The following is a 16,878-nucleotide window of genomic DNA, read 5'->3' as shown; positions in this document are numbered from 1 at the left end:
CCCTATTCTTCGACCCGATAACCCAACTCAGCCAACTGATTGCGGGACTGTCGCCACTTAGGTTGAACGCGCACAAACAACTCGAGATAAACCTTTCCATCTACTAGCTTTTGAATCTGTTGGCGGGCGGCGCTACCAATAGTTTTGAGCATTTGTCCGCCTTTACCAATTAAAATGCCTTTTTGGGAAAGACGTTCGACATGAATGGTGGCTAAAATGCGGGTAATCTTAACATCTTCCTCGACTTTATCAATAGCGATCGCCACAGAGTGCGGTACTTCCTCGCGGGTGTGTAGCAAAATCTGTTCACGAATTAACTCACCCATAATAAACCTTTCGGGTTGGTCAGTCACTAAATCAGGAGGGTAATAATAGGGACCGGGATCTAAACTGTTAATTAACAGATTTTGTAATGTTTCTACCCCCGCACCAGTGACAGCAGAAAACTTGACCATTTGCCATTTATGAGCCTCAGCGAACTGCTGATAACTCTGGTCGATCGCCTCATATTGATCTGGCTGTAAGTCCCACTTATTTAAACCCAAAATCACGGGAAATTTAGTATGGGTAAGTAAATCGACGATATAGCGATCGCCACCCCCGGACATGACCGAAGCATCCACGACAAAAACTAAAACATCTACGGAAGCGATCGCCAATTTCGCATTCTTTACCAAAACCTTACCCAACTGATGATGTGGCTTATGAATTCCTGGCGTATCGACGAAAATAATTTGAGCCGAGTCAGTAGTAAGAATTCCCCGTAAGCGGTTACGAGTAGTTTGAGCGATAGGAGAAGTAATCGCAATTTTTTGTCCTACCAACTTATTCATCAGAGTTGATTTCCCCACATTGGGGCGGCCGATAATGCCCACAAAACCTGATTTGTAGCCTTCGGGGGCGACCGGAATACTCACCGGAAATATAGAGTCCATCCTTCCAATTACCTAAAATTTTGATAAAATTGATATATGACTAACTGATCAGATTTAATCCCAAATACTGATCGAGTTTGTCAGTTCGTGGATCGAGAGGAACCATAATGTTAACAGATCCAAAACCAGAAACAGAGTCCTCTAACGGCCTCGTTAAGCATGACTTCCAGCCCACAGTAGCAAAACCGCCCCGACGTAGACCAAAATGGTGGGCGATCGCACTACTGGCTTTAGGAATTCTTGCCGTTCCCATGGTCTGGCACCGAGTTTATCATCGCAAGCCTAACTCACTACAAATGGTAGAAGCCTTGACTGTACCAGTGGAAGCCAAGGATTTAACTGTAATCGTTAGGGCTAGTGGAGTTGTACAACCCGTGCGCCGGGTGAATTTGAGTCCGAAAACTCAAGGGCGTTTAGCTCAATTGTACGTTGAACAGGGCGATCGTGTCGAAGCCGGTCAAATTATTGCGCGCATGGAGAGTAACGAACTCGAAGCCCAACGCCTACAAGCCCAAGCCAGGTTAGAACGCGCCCAAGCCAATTTGGCAAAACTGCGCCAAGGCTCTCGTCCCGAAGCCATTGCCAGCGCCAGAGCCCGCCTAGAACGCACGCTGGCACGTCTAGCAGAGTTGCAGGCTGGAACACGCCAAGAAGAAATTGCGGTGGCATCTGCGAGGCTTAGAGAGGCGGAAATTCGCCTATTTGATGCCCGGTCGGGGAGTCTACAAAATGAAATTGACCAAGCCCAATCAAGAATACAAGCCAATTTAGCTGAGTTGGAATTGGCCCAGGGACGGGTACAGCGCTATGAAGAATTGAAAAGTCAGGGGGCTGTTTCTGAGGATACTTTGGATGGCTATAGGCGAGATCAACGCCGCCTGGAGGCTTTACAGGATGAGGCTAAACAGCGACTAGCACAACTTCAGGAAAATAGGCGATCGCAAATTGAACGATTGGAAGCTACCGTTGAACAGGAACGTCAAAATTTGCGACAGTTACAAAATGGCACTCGTCCTGAAGTTATCAGACAGGCTGAGTCTGATGTTACCGAGGCGCGCAGTCAGTTAGATGAGTTGGAAAATGGCACTCGTCCTGAAGATATTGCGGCTGCTGAAGCTGATGTCCGGGAGGCTGAAAGTCAACTGCGCTATTATCAAGTGCTGTTAGAAGATACTAATATTCGTGCGCCTTTTGCGGGAATTATTACTCAAAGATATGCGATTGAGGGCGCTTTTGTTACTCCGGCTACTTCCGCCTCTGATGCGACTTCTGCTACCTCTACTTCTATTGTGGCTTTGGCTAAGGATTTGGAAGTTTTAGCGAAAATTCCCGAAACTGATATTGTCCAAATTGAACCATTACAAAGGGTGGAAATTATAGCCGATGCTTACCCAGATCAGGTTTTTGAAGGTCAAGTGCATTTAATCGCCCCGGAAGCTATTAAAGAACGAGATGTTACCCTGTTTCAAGCCCGGATTGATATTCGCACGGGACAGGATGTATTGCAGTCGGGAATGAATGTTAATTTACGGTTTGTCGGTCGCCAACTTAATCAAGCTGTTGTGGTTCCGACTGTGGCGATTATTACTAATCGGGGAAATACGGGTGTACTCATTCCTAACCAGGAAGGTCAACCAGAATTTAAACCGGTTACTATCGGTTCACAAATTGGTAATGAAATCCAGATTTTGGAAGGAATTACTACAGGCGATCGCGTTTTTATTGAATTGCCACCCGGACAAAAACTTGAAGATATTATACAATAAAATAGCATCTCAATCCTTAACTACTTATCCCTAATTATGCATATTGTAGAAAGTATCAAAATGTCCTCGGCGACATTATTGGCTAATAAAATGAGAAGCAGCCTAACTATGTTAGGCATTATTATAGGTAATGCCTCAGTTATTGCTATGATAGGTATTGGAGAAGGGGCGCAAACCTTTGTCGAAAATCAAGTTAATTCCCTGGGTCCTAATGTATTATTTATTGTCCCCGGCAGCCCGGAAGCCCAGAGAAGACCTGTTTATCCCCCTCAAAATTTAATCCTAGAAGATGCAATAGCGATCGCTGAACAAGTCCCCTCAGTGGAAGCTGTAGCACCTTCTTTAACAGCTAGTGAATTAATATCTTATCAGAGTAGGAATGCCTCTGGTTCTATAATTGGCACTACCCCAGAATATATGACCGTTCGTAGTTTTGATATTGCCAAAGGAAGGTTTATTTCTGATTTGGATATTCAGCGAAATGAACAGGTAGTCGCCCTCGGTTCAGAAATAGCAGAACAATTATTTGGCAATGAAGACCCCATCGGTAAACAAGTCCGACTCAAGGATATTACATTGCAGGTAATTGGAGTCATGCAACCCAAGGGTTCCAGTTTAGGAAGTAATGAGGATATGAATGCTTTTATACCCATTACCACCGTTGCTAATCGCATTACTGGGCGCAATTCTCCCTATGGTTTACAAGTTACCTTTATTTCCGTTTCTATTAAAGAAGCACATCAGATGAGGGCGGCACAATTTCAAATTGAGAATTTGCTACGTTTACGACATAAAATTACTGATGAAGATGATTTTACGGTTCGGAATCAACAGGATTTAATGAATATCCTCGGACAAATTACTGGGGCTTTAACGTTGATGTTAGCAGCGACGGCGGCGATTTCCTTGTTAGTCGGGGGAATTGGAATTATGAATATTATGTTGGTTTCTGTCACAGAAAGAACCCAGGAAATTGGTCTGAGAAAAGCCATAGGCGCTTCCCAAAATGATATTCTTATTCAGTTTATTATTGAGGCGATTATCTTATCTGTAGCGGGGGGATTAATTGGCACGGGTTTAGGTGTTGGTGGTGTGTTACTGGTGGGAATACTAACACCTTTAGAAGCTGGAATTTCCACAAGTGCGATCGCAGTCGCCGTCAGTGTTTCTGGTGGTATTGGCTTATTTTTCGGCGTAGTTCCCGCCAGACGCGCCGCCGCCCTTGATCCAATCGTCGCCCTCCGCAGTATTTAATAGTTGATAGGCGCTGATTCGGATAGGGCGGGTTTATTAACTAATTAATGACCGGGGATAGGGCGGGTTTATTCAGATAGTCCTGGGGATGGAGAATTCACAGCAGAACCCGCCCCTACAATTAATCATTATCAATTAATTGCCGGGGATAGATAGGATAGGGCGGGTTTATTTAGATGGTCGTGGGGATGGAGAATTCACAGCAGAACCCGCCCCGACAATTAATAATTATCAATTATCCGGTGGGCTGGGGCGGGTTTATTCAGATAGTCCTGGGGATGGAGAATTGACAGCAGAACCCGCCCCGACAATTAATATTACCGGGGATAGGGCGGGTTTATTTAGATGGTCGTGGGGATGGAGAATTSACAGCAGAACCCGCCCCTACAATTAATAATTATCAATTATCCGGTGGGCTGGGGCGGGTTTATTCAGATAGTCCTGGGGATGGAGAATTSACAGCAGAACCCGCCCCGACAATTATCAATTAATGACCAGGGATAGGGCGGGTTTATTTAGATGGTCGTGGGGATGGAGAATTGACAGCAGAACCCGCCCCGACAATTAATAATTATCAATTATTGGACTTGGATTCTAGCCAGAGTTGTATTTCGATAATAATGGGCGAGAATTTGCTGATAATTATATCCAGCATTAGCCAAATTATAAGCCCCCCATTGACTCAAGCCCACACCATGACCAAAACCGCGACCAGTGACTACAAAATTGCCAGAAGCATTGTTACGATCGACCCTAAATCTGGTGCTACGCAACCCCAAAGCCCCAGCGATATCCTCACCGCTAATAGTGCGAGTTCCGCCACTTCCGACCACTCTCATGGAAATTACACTTCCAAAAGCTGAGGTTCTTTCGGGTGTCATAGACGAAACTTGACCAACTCCTGAAATGCGGTTACTAAGGTCATTAGTGGAAAAAGTCCTTGTCCATTCAAACACGGGAGAACCACTATCAAAATCTGGAACCCCGCGCAGGTAGGGTAAGGGATTTTCCCAGACATCCTCAACATTTTCGGTGTGACCCCCAGAGGAAGAATGGAAAACAGCCAAAATCACCCGACCATTATAAGTTAACACCTGACCTGCTGTCGCCCTAACGGCAGTCTGAGTGGCTGGTGACTCCCCAGACACACCGCGATAGACCTGGTAGGTTTGAGTATCCCCTAAATCATAAATCTGACTGCTATTATTTTGGCGCTTATACAGTGCATAGGTCCGCGCCGCGACAGCTTGGGCTTTTAGGGCTTGAATGGGCCAATTCCCCCCCATTTCTGCCCCTAGGACACTGTAGAGATACTGATCGAGATCGACATAATTAATGGCCATTAACCCACCATTGCGCTGGACTAATAACACCCGTCCCCGATACCAATTATCACCGATCCAGACTTTGCCGTTTTGGGAGGGTTCCACCCAAATTTGACCGGCTTTCCATTGGCTGAGGGATACCTGACCTGATGCAGATTTGGCGACAGTTGCGCCCATATTGGGGATTTGTCCTAAGACGTTACCGCTACCGTCGCGGACTGTTGCTGGGGTGGAACTTCCGACCTTAATATCATTGGTGTTAGTGGTTATGGCCACCCGCATTAATACGGAGGCGGCGGCTGGGGACATCATCAGCACCCACAGCAGCAGGGATAGCCACCCATAACGCTGGAGAGGACGAAGTAACAGTGAAGCCCAAAATATTCCTGAACTCATATATTAATTCTCAGATGTGCGAGATACTAACTTTGACTGTACACCCATATTCAGAGGGTAGCATTTACAATAACTTGGTATACCAATCTTAAGTCACAAAATCAAGTCGATTGAAAGTCTATGCTTAATATTACTCAAATTCTAGTTCAGGAACTTTCGTTAAAACCGGTTCAAGTTGAAAATACATTGGCATTATTTGCGGAAGGGGCGACTATTCCATTTATTGCACGTTATCGGAAAGAAAGGACGGGTTCCCTTGATGAAATTCAACTGCGAACTCTGGCGGAAAGATATGCTTATTTAACTGAACTTGAGGAACGAAAAACTAGCATTTTGGAGGCGATCGCCTCTCAGGAAAAACTCACGGATGAACTGCAGACCCAAATTGAAAACTGTTTGTTAAAAACTGAACTTGAGGATCTATATCTTCCCTATCGTCCCAAACGTCGCACCCGCGCCACTATGGCTAAGGAAAAAGGATTAGCACCCCTAGCTGAGTTGATTAGTTCCCTTAACCAACCCCAAGCGCCCACGGTTTCCCTAGAGTCAGAAGCGGCTAAATATATCGACGCAGAAAAGGGGGTTAAAACGGTGGCAGATGCCCTGGCTGGAGCCTCGGATATTTTGGCGGAACAGGTGGCAGAGACGGCGCATTTAAGGGCAGATGTGCGCGATTTTTTTATTAATGATGGCGCGTTTATTTCGCGGATTAAAGATGATTACCCAGAAGGTTCGACGAAATTTGAAATGTATCGGAATTTTCGGGAAAATGTGATGGATATTAAACCCCATAACTTGTTGGCATTATTCCGGGGAGAAACTGAGGGGGTTCTCAAGGTGGATCTGGATTTTGATGAGTCTTTGGTGCTGCATCACTTAGAATCCCAAGTTATTCGCAGTAAAAATCGGGAGATTCGCAAGTTTTATCAGGAGATGATTAAAGATGCTTTTAATCGCCTGATGAAAAATTCGTTGATTGGTGAAATTAGGAGCGATCGCAAATCCTACGCAGACCTAGAATCTATTAAGACATTTGAAGCTAATTTGCGGGAATTATTACTATCTCCACCAGCGGGAATGAAGCCTACTTTAGCCATTGACCCAGGTTTTAGAACAGGTTGTAAGGTGGCGGTATTGTCGGAAACTGGCAAGTTTTGCGAATATCAGGCAATTTTTCCCCACCAGTCACAGTCACAACGTCAACAAGCGACCAAAACGATTCAAGCCTTGATTAAAAAGTACAAAATCGCATTAATTGCTATTGGGAATGGTACGGCTGGACGGGAAACGGAAGAGTTTATTAAGGAGGCGATCGCCTCTTTAGAATCTCCACCTATTACGGTAATGGTAAACGAGTCTGGTGCTTCTATTTATTCGGCGAGTGATGTGGCGCGGGAAGAATTTGCGGATTTAGATTTGACAATTCGGGGGGCGATTAGTATTGGTCGCCGCCTCCAAGACCCGTTAGCAGAATTAGTTAAAATTGACCCAAAATCCATTGGTGTGGGACAATATCAACATGATGTTGACCAAAAATTGCTCAAGAAAAAACTTGATGAAACGGTAGAAAGTTGTGTAAACTATGTGGGCGTTGAATTAAATACGGCTTCCCAACAACTCCTAACTTTTGTGTCGGGAATTACTCCCACTATCGCCCAAAATATTGTGAAATATCGCAATGAAAATGGAGCGTTTAAAAATCGTAAACAGCTTTTAAAGGTGGCGAAATTAGGGCCGAAAGCGTTTCAACAATCTGCGGGATTTTTGCGGATTCGTGGCGGTGTTAATCCGTTAGATAATACGGCGGTTCACCCAGAAAGTTATCCGGTAGTGGAACAAATTTTAGCGGATGTGGAAATCCCTTTAAATGCGATTACCAAAACTGCTGACAAACTCAAAAAAATCGACTTAAAAGGCTATGTAACAGATACGGTCGGCTTACCTACTCTCCAGGATATTATCGCTGAATTAGAGAAACCTGGACGAGACCCACGGGCTGAGTTTAAATATGCTACTTTCCGGGATGATATTAAAGAGGTGTCGGACTTGAAACCGGGAATGGAGTTAGAGGGAATTGTTACTAATGTGGTGAATTTTGGGGCTTTTGTAGATGTAGGAGTCCATCAAGATGGGTTAGTTCATATTTCCCAATTAGCCGATCGCTTTGTGGAAGACCCTCAAAAAATTGTCCGAGTCGGACAGGTGGTGAAAGTGAAGGTTTTGGAAGTCAACGAAAAGTTAAATCGGATTAGTTTATCGATGAGAATACGCAGTTAAACTCAGACTTACCCCCGGCTGCTTCCCTACAATTGCACGATCGCCAAGGGTTCTGTTAAAACTTGGTGATATTCTCGTGAGAGTTTATCAAGATATTGTAGGCACATTTCCGACCTTTCGAGGTTGACAAAATAGCTAGAGTCAACATCTTGGTAAAAAATCGCACCTTGGTTAATTATATCGATTTCAGGATGTTTGGATATGGGAACAATTAGGGGGGTGTCTAATTCTGAGGGAATGAACCCGGGGGGTAGTTGACCTTTGAGGATAGCTAAAATCTGAGATTTGCAGCAACGAGTATTTACGCCTCTTTCTTCTAAACGAGTCATCACCTCTGGGATAGATAAAGGTAAATCGCCAAAGACCCGCAGCAGTTCACTCAATAAGAAATAATCCCCATATTGTTGGCTAGAATAATTCAATAATTCGGGAAATAAAGGAATCCTGGCTAAACCTTTGGCGATCGCATAATTACACCAAGATTCTGGATCAGTAATTGATATCATAGTCGCATTAGGTAACTTTTGCCGCAGCCATTGACTCAAGACGGACCATGAACCATTACCACCCCGACAAATTGCCCTTTTAATCCCTACGGGAGAAACCCCCACTTTACTAATCAGATTATTTAACTCTCGGTTCAGGTTCTGAACAAAAGAAACTAACACGCGACGCTGTAACTCATTACTGGTAACTTTGACCTCCTGATCCTGTAGAGAAATAGTGACATTTTTGCCGGCTTGTAAACTGGGTTTTTGGGATTCGATCGCATCGATTAAAGCTGATAAAACCAACTTTTGTTGAAGGCGATCGCGGTGAGTGCGTTGGGATGTTCCCGGGGTAGGTAGGACTAAATAGGAACCATCCCAATCAATCATATTTTCGGCGCAAAATTGACAGATAATATCCAAATTCACATCATAGCCACCATAGGTGACACTAACACCAAAACAGTCAGCATAAGTTAAATCATGATCCTGAGATATTCCGATTACCATTAACTCGGTGGTAGCAGCGCCAGCATCAATAATTAAGGTAGGTTCGTCTGTTGGAGATTCCGATTCATTTAACCAAGTAGCGATCGCATCTTCGACCATCCAAATTTGAGAGGGACTGTTGACCAAACCCGCCGCCAAAATGGTTTCCCGCAGATTAAAACCATAAGCATGGGAAGCCTGAGACTGGCATCCTACCACGACCCCCGCTAAACTATCTAAAGCGGTTTTGAACTCCTGATCAGTTAAACCATTAGCAGCAGATTGATAGTTTTTCGGTAAAGTCAAATCACCATCTTCGCTGTCTATATTGTCACCCCCACCTTGAGGAGAAATAGTCGATAATAGCAACTGTAAAGCCTGCTTAAAGGTCCCTAAAAATAACTTTTGGGTTGGGGATACCTGAAGCATGGGACAGGGCGCATAATCCTCACCAAAATGATGGGGAATAGCCCAACTCAGATAAGGTTTAAATCCTTGTAAAACTTCTGTTTCCCCGGATTTTCGATGCAAGTGGACGCGACTGGGGAGGCGAAAAATGCGATCGCCTTCCTGAGAATCACTCAGCCAATATATAGGGTAAACAGCCTCAGTCAGGCGATCCAAAAGTGTGGCTGATATTCCGGTCGTCCCCACATCCAGCCCTAGATACCATCGATTTGAGGAATCGTCCCCAAGCGTCGATACAAAAGATTGATCTGGGGGTAAATCCGATCCCCCTAGGCTTGGTGTTTCTGATGTCACTGTCCCGGCTGATTGAATGTTTCCTCAGTATATCCCAGGGTGATCACAAAAAAACTGGGAAATTTTCCCTAGGCGATCGCCCTATTGCCACAGTTCCTGCTATGATCCTTGCTGTTGGTGATGAGGAGAAACAATGGCTGCACAATTGACCAATTGTGCCTACTTAGGCAGTCCCAAACGTTTAAATCCACTCAAGTCCAAAACCCGGTGGCTTGGTGCTGTAGCCATTGCCGTCACTATTGGCTTAACTCAAGCCTTACCTATGTTAGGGTCATCCTCAGAATTATATGGGGCTACTTCCCTCAATGAATTGATGAGCCTCCGGGACGAGTTATTATACACCCTAGAAAACTCCCCAGAATCGGCAGGTAATTCCCGTCAATTAATGTCATTATTTCCTAACCATAGGCGGGAACCTTCTCAGCAGATGATCGAACAACTGCGCCGCCTGGACGTGCAAATTATGATTGAACAGCGGGCTAATGATAATTGGAAACAAGCGATCAGTTTAGCCAATCAAGCGGTGGCGATCGGCAAAAGTTCTCAGATATCTTGGGAAACGCGACAACAAATGGCTACCTTTTGGCAAAGAGCGATCGCCAATTTACAGGAAATTCCCCAGGATTCATTTTTAAACCCACAAGCTACCGCGAAAATTATCGAGTATCAAGACCGCTATAATAGCCTCAAATTCCAGTTAAGAAATGCTCAATCGGAAATTTTAGAAGAAATTCGAGTTAGGAGTGGTTTATCGCGTAATGCGACCATCAGCGTTTGTAATTTAAACCGCCATTGTGCTAGTTTACGGGGTCATCAACCTCCGGCGAGTCCAGCTAGTTTAATTAAAGTTCCTGTGGCGATCGCCTTATTACACAAAGCGGCTGAGGAACAGGTGAGTTTTGACAAAGAAATCTATGTCGAGGGGGGTAATTTTACGGAAGATGCTTCGTCAATTCGCGCCCGCAAATCCTACTCTCTCCAAATGTTAATGGCTCAAATGATTGACCATAGTAGTAATATCGCGACTAATCAACTTATCGACTATTTGGGTTCTGATTATATCAATAAACTACTAGAAAGACATGGTTATAAACAAACGCGGGTGCAATTTAAACTCATGGGCGATCGGATTATGCCTTTTCGACCTGGTAGAGGTCGCAATAGCATGACCAGTGATGAACTCACGGAAATGATGGTAGAAATTTACAACTATGAACACCCCCACTCGGAACTATTAATTGAGGCTTTAAGTCATCAGTACGATCGCGAAATTGGTTATCAAGCCTTACAAGGATTAAAAGCCCAGTGGTTAGGGGAAAAAACCGGTCAAAACTCTAGGGTAATTGGCACGACTTTAGCGGCTAGTATTGACGGGGAAAGGTATATTATTACGATTACCGATAACTCAGCCGGAAATATTCCCCAAGTCCGCAGAGCGATCGCTGGTATTGCGGAACATATTATCATGAGAGGTCAGTTATAAACAGATGAGTTTAGCTGTTTCCTTAAACTCAGAAATTCGCGGTCAAGGATTTCCGATACTGTGTCTTCATGGTCATCCTGGGTCAGGAGGCTGTATGTCCGTGTTTACAGATCACCTATCCCAAAACTATCAAACTATCGCCCCAGACCTGCGAGGCTATGGGAAAAGTCAGGTTAAACAACCCTTTGAGATGACCGATCATCTCGAAGATATCGAACAGCTTTTAGATGGCTTAAAAATAGATAAATGTTTAATTATCGGCTGGTCTTTGGGAGGTATACTCGCCCTAGAATTAGCATTAAGAAACCCGGAAAGGTTTACGGGATTAATTTTAGTGGCTACGTCTGGCTATCCCCGTGGGAACCATCCTCCGATTTCATGGGTAGATAATTTATTAACCGGAATTGCGGGGATGATTAATTGGATATGGCCAGGTAATCAGTGGAATATCAATTTTTTCGGTAAGCGATCGCTATTTCGCTACTTAATCCAACAGCATACACCCACCGCCTATAAATACATAGCCAAACAAGCCACACCCGCCTATTTAAAAACCTCCATACCAGCCACCATAGCCCTGAGACAAGCATTAAAAAACCGATATAACCGTCTAGCTGAGTTGGGAAATATTAGCTGTCATTGCCTCATATTAGCCGGAGAATGCGATCGACATATTACTGCCATCTCCAGTCAAAAAACGGCGGCAAACTTACCCAATTCGCAGTTTAACTGCTATCCCAACACAGCCCATTTATTCCCTTGGGAGATCCCCGATCAAGTGATCACCGATATCGATAACTGGATCAAAAACCATCCTAATATTGTTGATATCGGCTAATTTTCCCGCCCCAGTTAAGCCACTATGCCCACTGTAGGGGATTATCAAAATTTTGATCAAGATCCGCCGCCACGGTCAAAACATCAGGCTGACAGCGCTTAACTGCCACATGTAGACCGGTAGCGCCTTCACCTTGAATATCCTCAATATAACCCGGTTCTGCTTCTTCCGCCTCATTTTCGGTAAGAAACGGCCCAAAGTAATAGGTACATCGAGGCATTTCGGTCATAATTTCAACCCAAAACGCCAACCCAAAAGTATTAAACTGGTTAACCACAAAATTTTTCATTGTTGTTGCCTGTGACCTAGGGGGGTGAAGTTTTAACATGGAGTAGATTCCTAGCGCTTACCCAAAAGCGACCCGACTTAATCATGATCGCCACAAAACATAAATTTCCTATGAATTTTTACCGTTTGTTATAGTGCCTTGTATCAAATTTTTCAAGCCCAATTATTGAGGATTTACCACAAAGTCGCTGACCACTTGGGGCTGACGATTAATCACCTGCGCCGGAACCCTTTGGACATCGACCTGTGTATAAGGTTCGACCCCATAGGTGGTCACCCTAAGTTGTTGAGTATTGGGATCAATGACGAACTCGGTCCAGCCAAAAGTATGAGCGGCCAAATAGGAACCCGGAACTATTTCCTGTGCATCAATTCCCGAACCCTCCAAACCAATAGGATTATAACCCATATCTTCAAGGCGAGTATTTAGGAGATTCTCCACCAGGCGATCGCGTTCCCAGCGGGTCTGTAACCCCTCATAAGTCGCCCTTCCTTGTCGGGTTAGTTGCCATTCAGTGGCCCCATTAACAGCCACCGGACCCAAAGTAGCCCCCACTAGACCCGATCCTAAATCGGTCTGTACGCCCACCGGACCTACGGTAATTTCCATAGCATCTACGGGAATTTGCGGCCCGCCAAACTCCTCAGCAAATGTCAAATTATTAACTACAGTTCCGCCAACTCCGGCGGACACAAACACGACATTATCAATATTATTATCATCAATAAATTTCAGGAGTCTAGTGCGTTCAGCGGCGTATCCTTCCCAGCGATCGCTTGCACCCGGAATCCCCAAATTTTGCATAGGAACCGGAGAAAATATAAACTTCCAAGTTAAACCGGCAGCCTGTGCGCCCAGTAAATTTAACTGCAACTGTTGCAACTGAGTTCGTCCCAACATGGTTCGATTAGCATCAAAAGAATCCCGCAAAAATGCGTCAATATCTTCGGGAAAAGAGGTTTCTGCGACCTGTTCTAAGGGTGCATCCCGGAACGATCGCACATCCAACCAAAACGCGGCTGCATCATCTCCATAGGTAGTAACGCGAGACAGTTGTTCTCGGTTAGCGGTACGGCGATCGCCAATGTCTCCATAACTTTCCTGTCGCCGAGGTTGATAATCTAAAAAACCCGCCAACGCGGTCTCAAAAATCTCGCTGTTATTCAACCAATCACCCTCACCATCTGCCCCCAGACTACCACCGGCAAAATTATCGATGATTTCCCCATCATTCCACACCCCTAGCATAGAAGTTGCGACTCGCAAATTTCCCCAAGGATTCAAAGTCAGACGTTCCCGATAAATCTCATTATGTTTGGTGTGGAAATCTAACAAAGTTTCCGCCTGAGAAACACCTGGTAAATCAGGAGACTCGGTACTGGCAGAAATTGTATTTCCTAACTGTACAAAAAAATCTAGACCACGTTCTGGGGCATTTATGACGGCGACATGAGGCATTAATTCCCCCTGAGAATCACCAGCAGCCCCAAACCTTAATCCGCCTTGACTTCCCAAAGATAAGGGAGTGCGAAAAATACCGCGATCGCTTTCCCCCATAGCATTAGTAACCCGATAAAAATAAGGTGTCCCCGGCGTTAAATCGGACACAAATACCTTAACCGGAACCGTCGGATCAGAATTATTAGTAGTCAACGAGGAAACCACATTATTAAAATTCGGATCGGTGGCTGTTTCAAAAGTAATGGGACCCACCACAGTATTACGCGCCATTAAAATTGTGCTATTTTCCCTAGTATCTCCACTAGCGACACGGTTCGGAAAATTGGAACCATTCACCTCCAGAAAAGCACTAAAATCACGATTTTGAGCCGCCCCAATATCCAAATAATGCTCGATCCCGGTCAGTTCATCACGTTCTACCCTCGCCGCCACATCAGGATTTCGGGCTAAATAATAATTAGGGTTATACAATACACTAGGGCGAAAATCCTCAAATTGACCGGCTTTGACAAAATGCTCGATCGCTGTGATATCTCCGGCTTCTATGGCTGCTTGAATAAAGGGGTATTCATCTATATAAAAATCCGTATTAAATAGAATGCTGGGATTGCGTCTTTCCCGCTGACCGAAATTAATAAAATGTTGAAAACCACTGGCGATCGCACCTACATTGACCAACGCCGCCACATCAGGATTAGTCGTCAAATAATATAATTCATCATAAAGCGGTGTCGGTTGTCTAACCTGAAACTGACCTGACTCGATAAAATGTTCAAAGCCACTACTAATAACTCCCAAATCAACTGCTTGCGCTACATCAGGGTTAGTGGCTAGATAAAACGATTCGCTGTAAAAATCTTCAGCGTTCAACATTCTTAATTACGCGATAAAAAATAATCATCCCGTAGGGGCGGGTTTATTAATCTTATCCCTGGGGGGGAGGAATTAGCAGAACCTATGAGGGCGGGTTTATTAATCTTATCCCTGGGGGGGGAGGAATTAGCAGAACCTATGAGGGCGGGTTTATTAATCTTGTCCCTGGGGGGGGAGGAATTAGCAGAACCCGCCCCTACAATTAATAATTATCAATTGTCAATTATCAATTATCCATTGACTTTGGCGATCGCCGTATGATGACGGGGACTGTTGCAGACAATGGTAGGGGTGTGGAAACCTGCTGATTTGAAGGTTTCAACTAAATCTAGGGTGAAATACTGATCGAGATAGGGTTCGGTACTTTTTAGGAGGGTGAGGATATAGGGTGGCATTTTAGCGAATACCTCTGATTTGGGGTTCATATCCATAACCGCCAGATGTCCGTTAGGGCGCAATAGGCGGCGGGCTTCCTCAAATATATTTCGGGTGGCCTCTTGGGGGAGTTCATGACAGACCAGACAAAGGGAAACCAAATCAAAGGAGTGCTCTGGTAGACCTGTGGCTTCAGCGGGTGCGTGTACCCAAGTGGGGGGGTTATGGGAGGATTTTTGGTTAGTGTTATAGGCAGCGATCGCCAAAAAATAGGGGGACAAATCCACGCCTACCATAGTAGCATCAGGATAGATCTGCTGCATGGTATTGGTACTTAATCCGACACTACAGCCGAGATCGAGAATAGCTTTGGGGGGTTCGGGTAATACCTGCTGTAGTACATCATGATAACTTTGTCGTAGGCGATCGTCTCCCGCCACCCCAGCATCAGGCCAGATTTTGGCGTGAACCGCCAACGCCGCCACTTCCACCTCTACAGCAGCCTGCCAGCTTAAATTGCCGTTATCATAGGCATGAAAAGACCTTAAATAATATTCTGGATAAGCCAGATCAGACTTATTAACCTGCTGAAATTCCGGCGACCAGTCTCTCTGTAGGAGGGTATTGGCATGAGAGCGCCAAGGGACCCCCATTTTTTCAGCCCGATCAATCATCATCTGGCGGGCTTGATGTTTGGCGAACTTAGCTAGGGGTTGAATAGATAAAATACCATTGACCAGTCGCGATGCTGGTCCAATGGGTGGATTTTTAAAAGTTGTGGTCATATAGCCTGGTAATTAGCCTAAAAAATTTTTCCGTGCCTAATTTTGGCACACCAATTGGGTTTTAGTTAAATTCTGACCGAGATCATGATCTCGAATGATCTGACAAAGGTTAACATCAGTTTCTAACAGACAAGCATGGCCGCTGTTAGGGAGGATAACCATATTAGCTTTGGGTAGCTTCCTGGTTAAAAATTGAGCTTCTGTAATGGAGGGTAGCAATCTATCGGAACCACTGGCAATCACCAAAACGGGTAAATCTAGTTGACGGAGTTGGTCTGGTTGAATATCAAACGATCGCAGCAGTCCCAAGCGCCAACTGGAAGTACGTTGAGGGACAGATTGCATAGCCTCTAACAAGGCTTGGCGATCGCCGATAGTAATTCCTGGCAATTTAGCCAGAAACGGCAAGAATCCGATCATAGACAGGGGATATAACCAACTAGGTAGCCAGTCGGTCAAATGTGATCCCCATTCTATCCAAGGTTGTTGCTTGAAAGCAGAAGCCGGGTTAACTAAAATCAGACCTTTGAGTTGATCACGAATTTTCATAGCCACCTTCATCGCCAGACAACCGCCGAAGGACTCCCCGCATAGATAAATATCTTGATTGAGGTTGAGGCTGAGTTCTTTTTGAATTAAATCCACAGTGCGATCGGTTAATGTATCCCAATCGTTCACATCTTCGGGAGGAATAGTCAAACAGCGCAGGTTAAAAAACTGAGACAGTCGGCGCTGTTGGGTTCGCAGGAGGCGACCCGTACCATCCATCCCCGGTAAAAACAAAAATAGAGGTAGGTGCGACTGACCGGGTGTAGGGTTAAAAAAATACATCGTTGGCTAGATTGGGCAAATATAATGGTTTATGTTAGGTAGTTGATCCGGTTAACTCATTTTAGCTTAACATTACTTTACCTTCTTGCCACAGTCATTGAGATCCATCTATACCATCGGGGGAAACCATTAGACAGATGGGGATAAGTGGCTAACTACAGTGGGCGGGAAATATGACAATCAAGGGAGCCGACCCAGTTAATCGATCGCGCTCGTATCTCCATTGACCTTGTAGATATTGGCGAAAAAGT

Annotated in this window: 15 protein-coding genes; 8 read left to right on the top strand and 7 right to left on the bottom strand. The window is 44.9% G+C overall.

All coding sequences use genetic code 11. The features are described from left to right. Window positions 1-2: 2 nt before the first annotated feature. A complete protein-coding gene (era, locus tag B9T16_RS04700) occupies window positions 3-935 on the bottom strand; it encodes a GTPase Era (RefSeq protein ID WP_006617766.1) in 933 nt (310 codons plus the stop codon). Between the two features lie 107 nt (window positions 936-1,042). Between era and B9T16_RS04695 the strand changes: the two genes are divergently transcribed. From B9T16_RS04695 to B9T16_RS04685, 3 genes are all read left to right on the top strand, one after another. Then, on the top strand, window positions 1,043-2,701 hold the full coding sequence (locus B9T16_RS04695) for an efflux RND transporter periplasmic adaptor subunit (protein ID WP_006617765.1): 1,659 nt from the start codon (window positions 1,043-1,045) through the stop codon (window positions 2,699-2,701). A gap of 36 nt (window positions 2,702-2,737) precedes the next feature. After that, the gene (locus B9T16_RS04690; RefSeq protein WP_006617764.1) at window positions 2,738-3,955 is read left to right on the top strand and encodes an ABC transporter permease; all 1,218 of its coding nucleotides are present in this window, start codon (window positions 2,738-2,740) and stop codon (window positions 3,953-3,955) included. A gap of 139 nt (window positions 3,956-4,094) precedes the next feature. Beyond that, on the top strand, window positions 4,095-4,349 hold the full coding sequence (locus B9T16_RS04685) for a hypothetical protein (protein ID WP_410244209.1): 255 nt from the start codon (window positions 4,095-4,097) through the stop codon (window positions 4,347-4,349). Window positions 4,350-4,533: 184 nt separating this feature from the next. Here B9T16_RS04685 and B9T16_RS04680 read toward each other — a convergent pair whose 3' ends face one another. Continuing rightward, window positions 4,534-5,676 carry a SpoIID/LytB domain-containing protein gene (locus tag B9T16_RS04680; RefSeq protein ID WP_410244208.1) on the bottom strand — a complete coding sequence of 381 codons (1,143 nt, stop codon included), beginning with the start codon at window positions 5,674-5,676 and terminating at the stop codon, window positions 4,534-4,536. 120 nt (window positions 5,677-5,796) lie between these two features. Between B9T16_RS04680 and B9T16_RS04675 the strand changes: the two genes are divergently transcribed. Further along, a complete protein-coding gene (locus B9T16_RS04675) occupies window positions 5,797-7,953 on the top strand; it encodes a Tex family protein (RefSeq protein ID WP_006617467.1) in 2,157 nt (718 codons plus the stop codon). A gap of 26 nt (window positions 7,954-7,979) precedes the next feature. Here B9T16_RS04675 and B9T16_RS04670 read toward each other — a convergent pair whose 3' ends face one another. Next, on the bottom strand, window positions 7,980-9,692 hold the full coding sequence (locus B9T16_RS04670; RefSeq protein WP_235181476.1) for a hypothetical protein: 1,713 nt from the start codon (window positions 9,690-9,692) through the stop codon (window positions 7,980-7,982). On the opposite strand from B9T16_RS04670, the gene B9T16_RS04665 reads away from it, so the two are divergent. Genes B9T16_RS04665 through B9T16_RS04655 form a run of 3 tightly spaced genes read left to right on the top strand, consistent with a single transcriptional unit; the run spans window position 9,686 to window position 12,013 of the window. Further along, window positions 9,686-9,841 (top strand): hypothetical protein, encoded by a 156-nt coding sequence (locus B9T16_RS04665; RefSeq protein WP_231852024.1) that lies wholly within the window; start codon window positions 9,686-9,688, stop codon window positions 9,839-9,841. The genes B9T16_RS04670 and B9T16_RS04665 overlap by 7 nt on opposite strands. Continuing rightward, window positions 9,826-11,175, top strand: coding sequence for a serine hydrolase (locus B9T16_RS04660; protein ID WP_006617464.1), 1,350 nt, complete (start codon window positions 9,826-9,828; stop codon window positions 11,173-11,175). The genes B9T16_RS04665 and B9T16_RS04660 overlap by 16 nt, the downstream gene beginning before the upstream one ends. 4 nt (window positions 11,176-11,179) lie before the next feature. Then, window positions 11,180-12,013, top strand: coding sequence for an alpha/beta fold hydrolase (locus tag B9T16_RS04655; RefSeq protein WP_006617463.1), 834 nt, complete (start codon window positions 11,180-11,182; stop codon window positions 12,011-12,013). A gap of 22 nt (window positions 12,014-12,035) precedes the next feature. On the opposite strand, the gene B9T16_RS04650 is transcribed toward B9T16_RS04655, so the two are convergent. After that, on the bottom strand, window positions 12,036-12,302 hold the full coding sequence (locus tag B9T16_RS04650) for a DUF1816 domain-containing protein (RefSeq protein WP_006617462.1): 267 nt from the start codon (window positions 12,300-12,302) through the stop codon (window positions 12,036-12,038). 162 nt (window positions 12,303-12,464) lie between these two features. After that, on the bottom strand, window positions 12,465-14,636 hold the full coding sequence (locus tag B9T16_RS04645) for an alkaline phosphatase D family protein (RefSeq protein WP_410244207.1): 2,172 nt from the start codon (window positions 14,634-14,636) through the stop codon (window positions 12,465-12,467). Between the two features lie 84 nt (window positions 14,637-14,720). Here B9T16_RS04645 and B9T16_RS04640 point away from each other — a divergent pair, with 84 nt between their 5' ends. Further along, window positions 14,721-14,897, top strand: coding sequence for a hypothetical protein (locus tag B9T16_RS04640; protein ID WP_315642883.1), 177 nt, complete (start codon window positions 14,721-14,723; stop codon window positions 14,895-14,897). Here the strand turns inward: B9T16_RS04640 and B9T16_RS04635 are convergent. Continuing rightward, window positions 14,867-15,796 carry a class I SAM-dependent methyltransferase gene (locus B9T16_RS04635; protein WP_006616870.1) on the bottom strand — a complete coding sequence of 310 codons (930 nt, stop codon included), beginning with the start codon at window positions 15,794-15,796 and terminating at the stop codon, window positions 14,867-14,869. The genes B9T16_RS04640 and B9T16_RS04635 overlap by 31 nt on opposite strands. Window positions 15,797-15,832: 36 nt before the next feature. Next, entirely contained in the window at window positions 15,833-16,627 is a 795-nt protein-coding gene (locus B9T16_RS04630; protein WP_006616869.1) for an alpha/beta fold hydrolase, read from the bottom strand. Between the last annotated feature and the right edge of the window lie 251 nt (window positions 16,628-16,878).

The organism is Arthrospira sp. PCC 8006 (genome assembly GCF_046480465.1).
Taxonomy (GTDB): domain Bacteria; phylum Cyanobacteriota; class Cyanobacteriia; order Cyanobacteriales; family Microcoleaceae; genus Limnospira; species Limnospira platensis.
The sequence above is the reverse complement of the archived record's forward strand: the minus strand, read 5'-3'. Positions and strand labels throughout refer to the sequence as shown.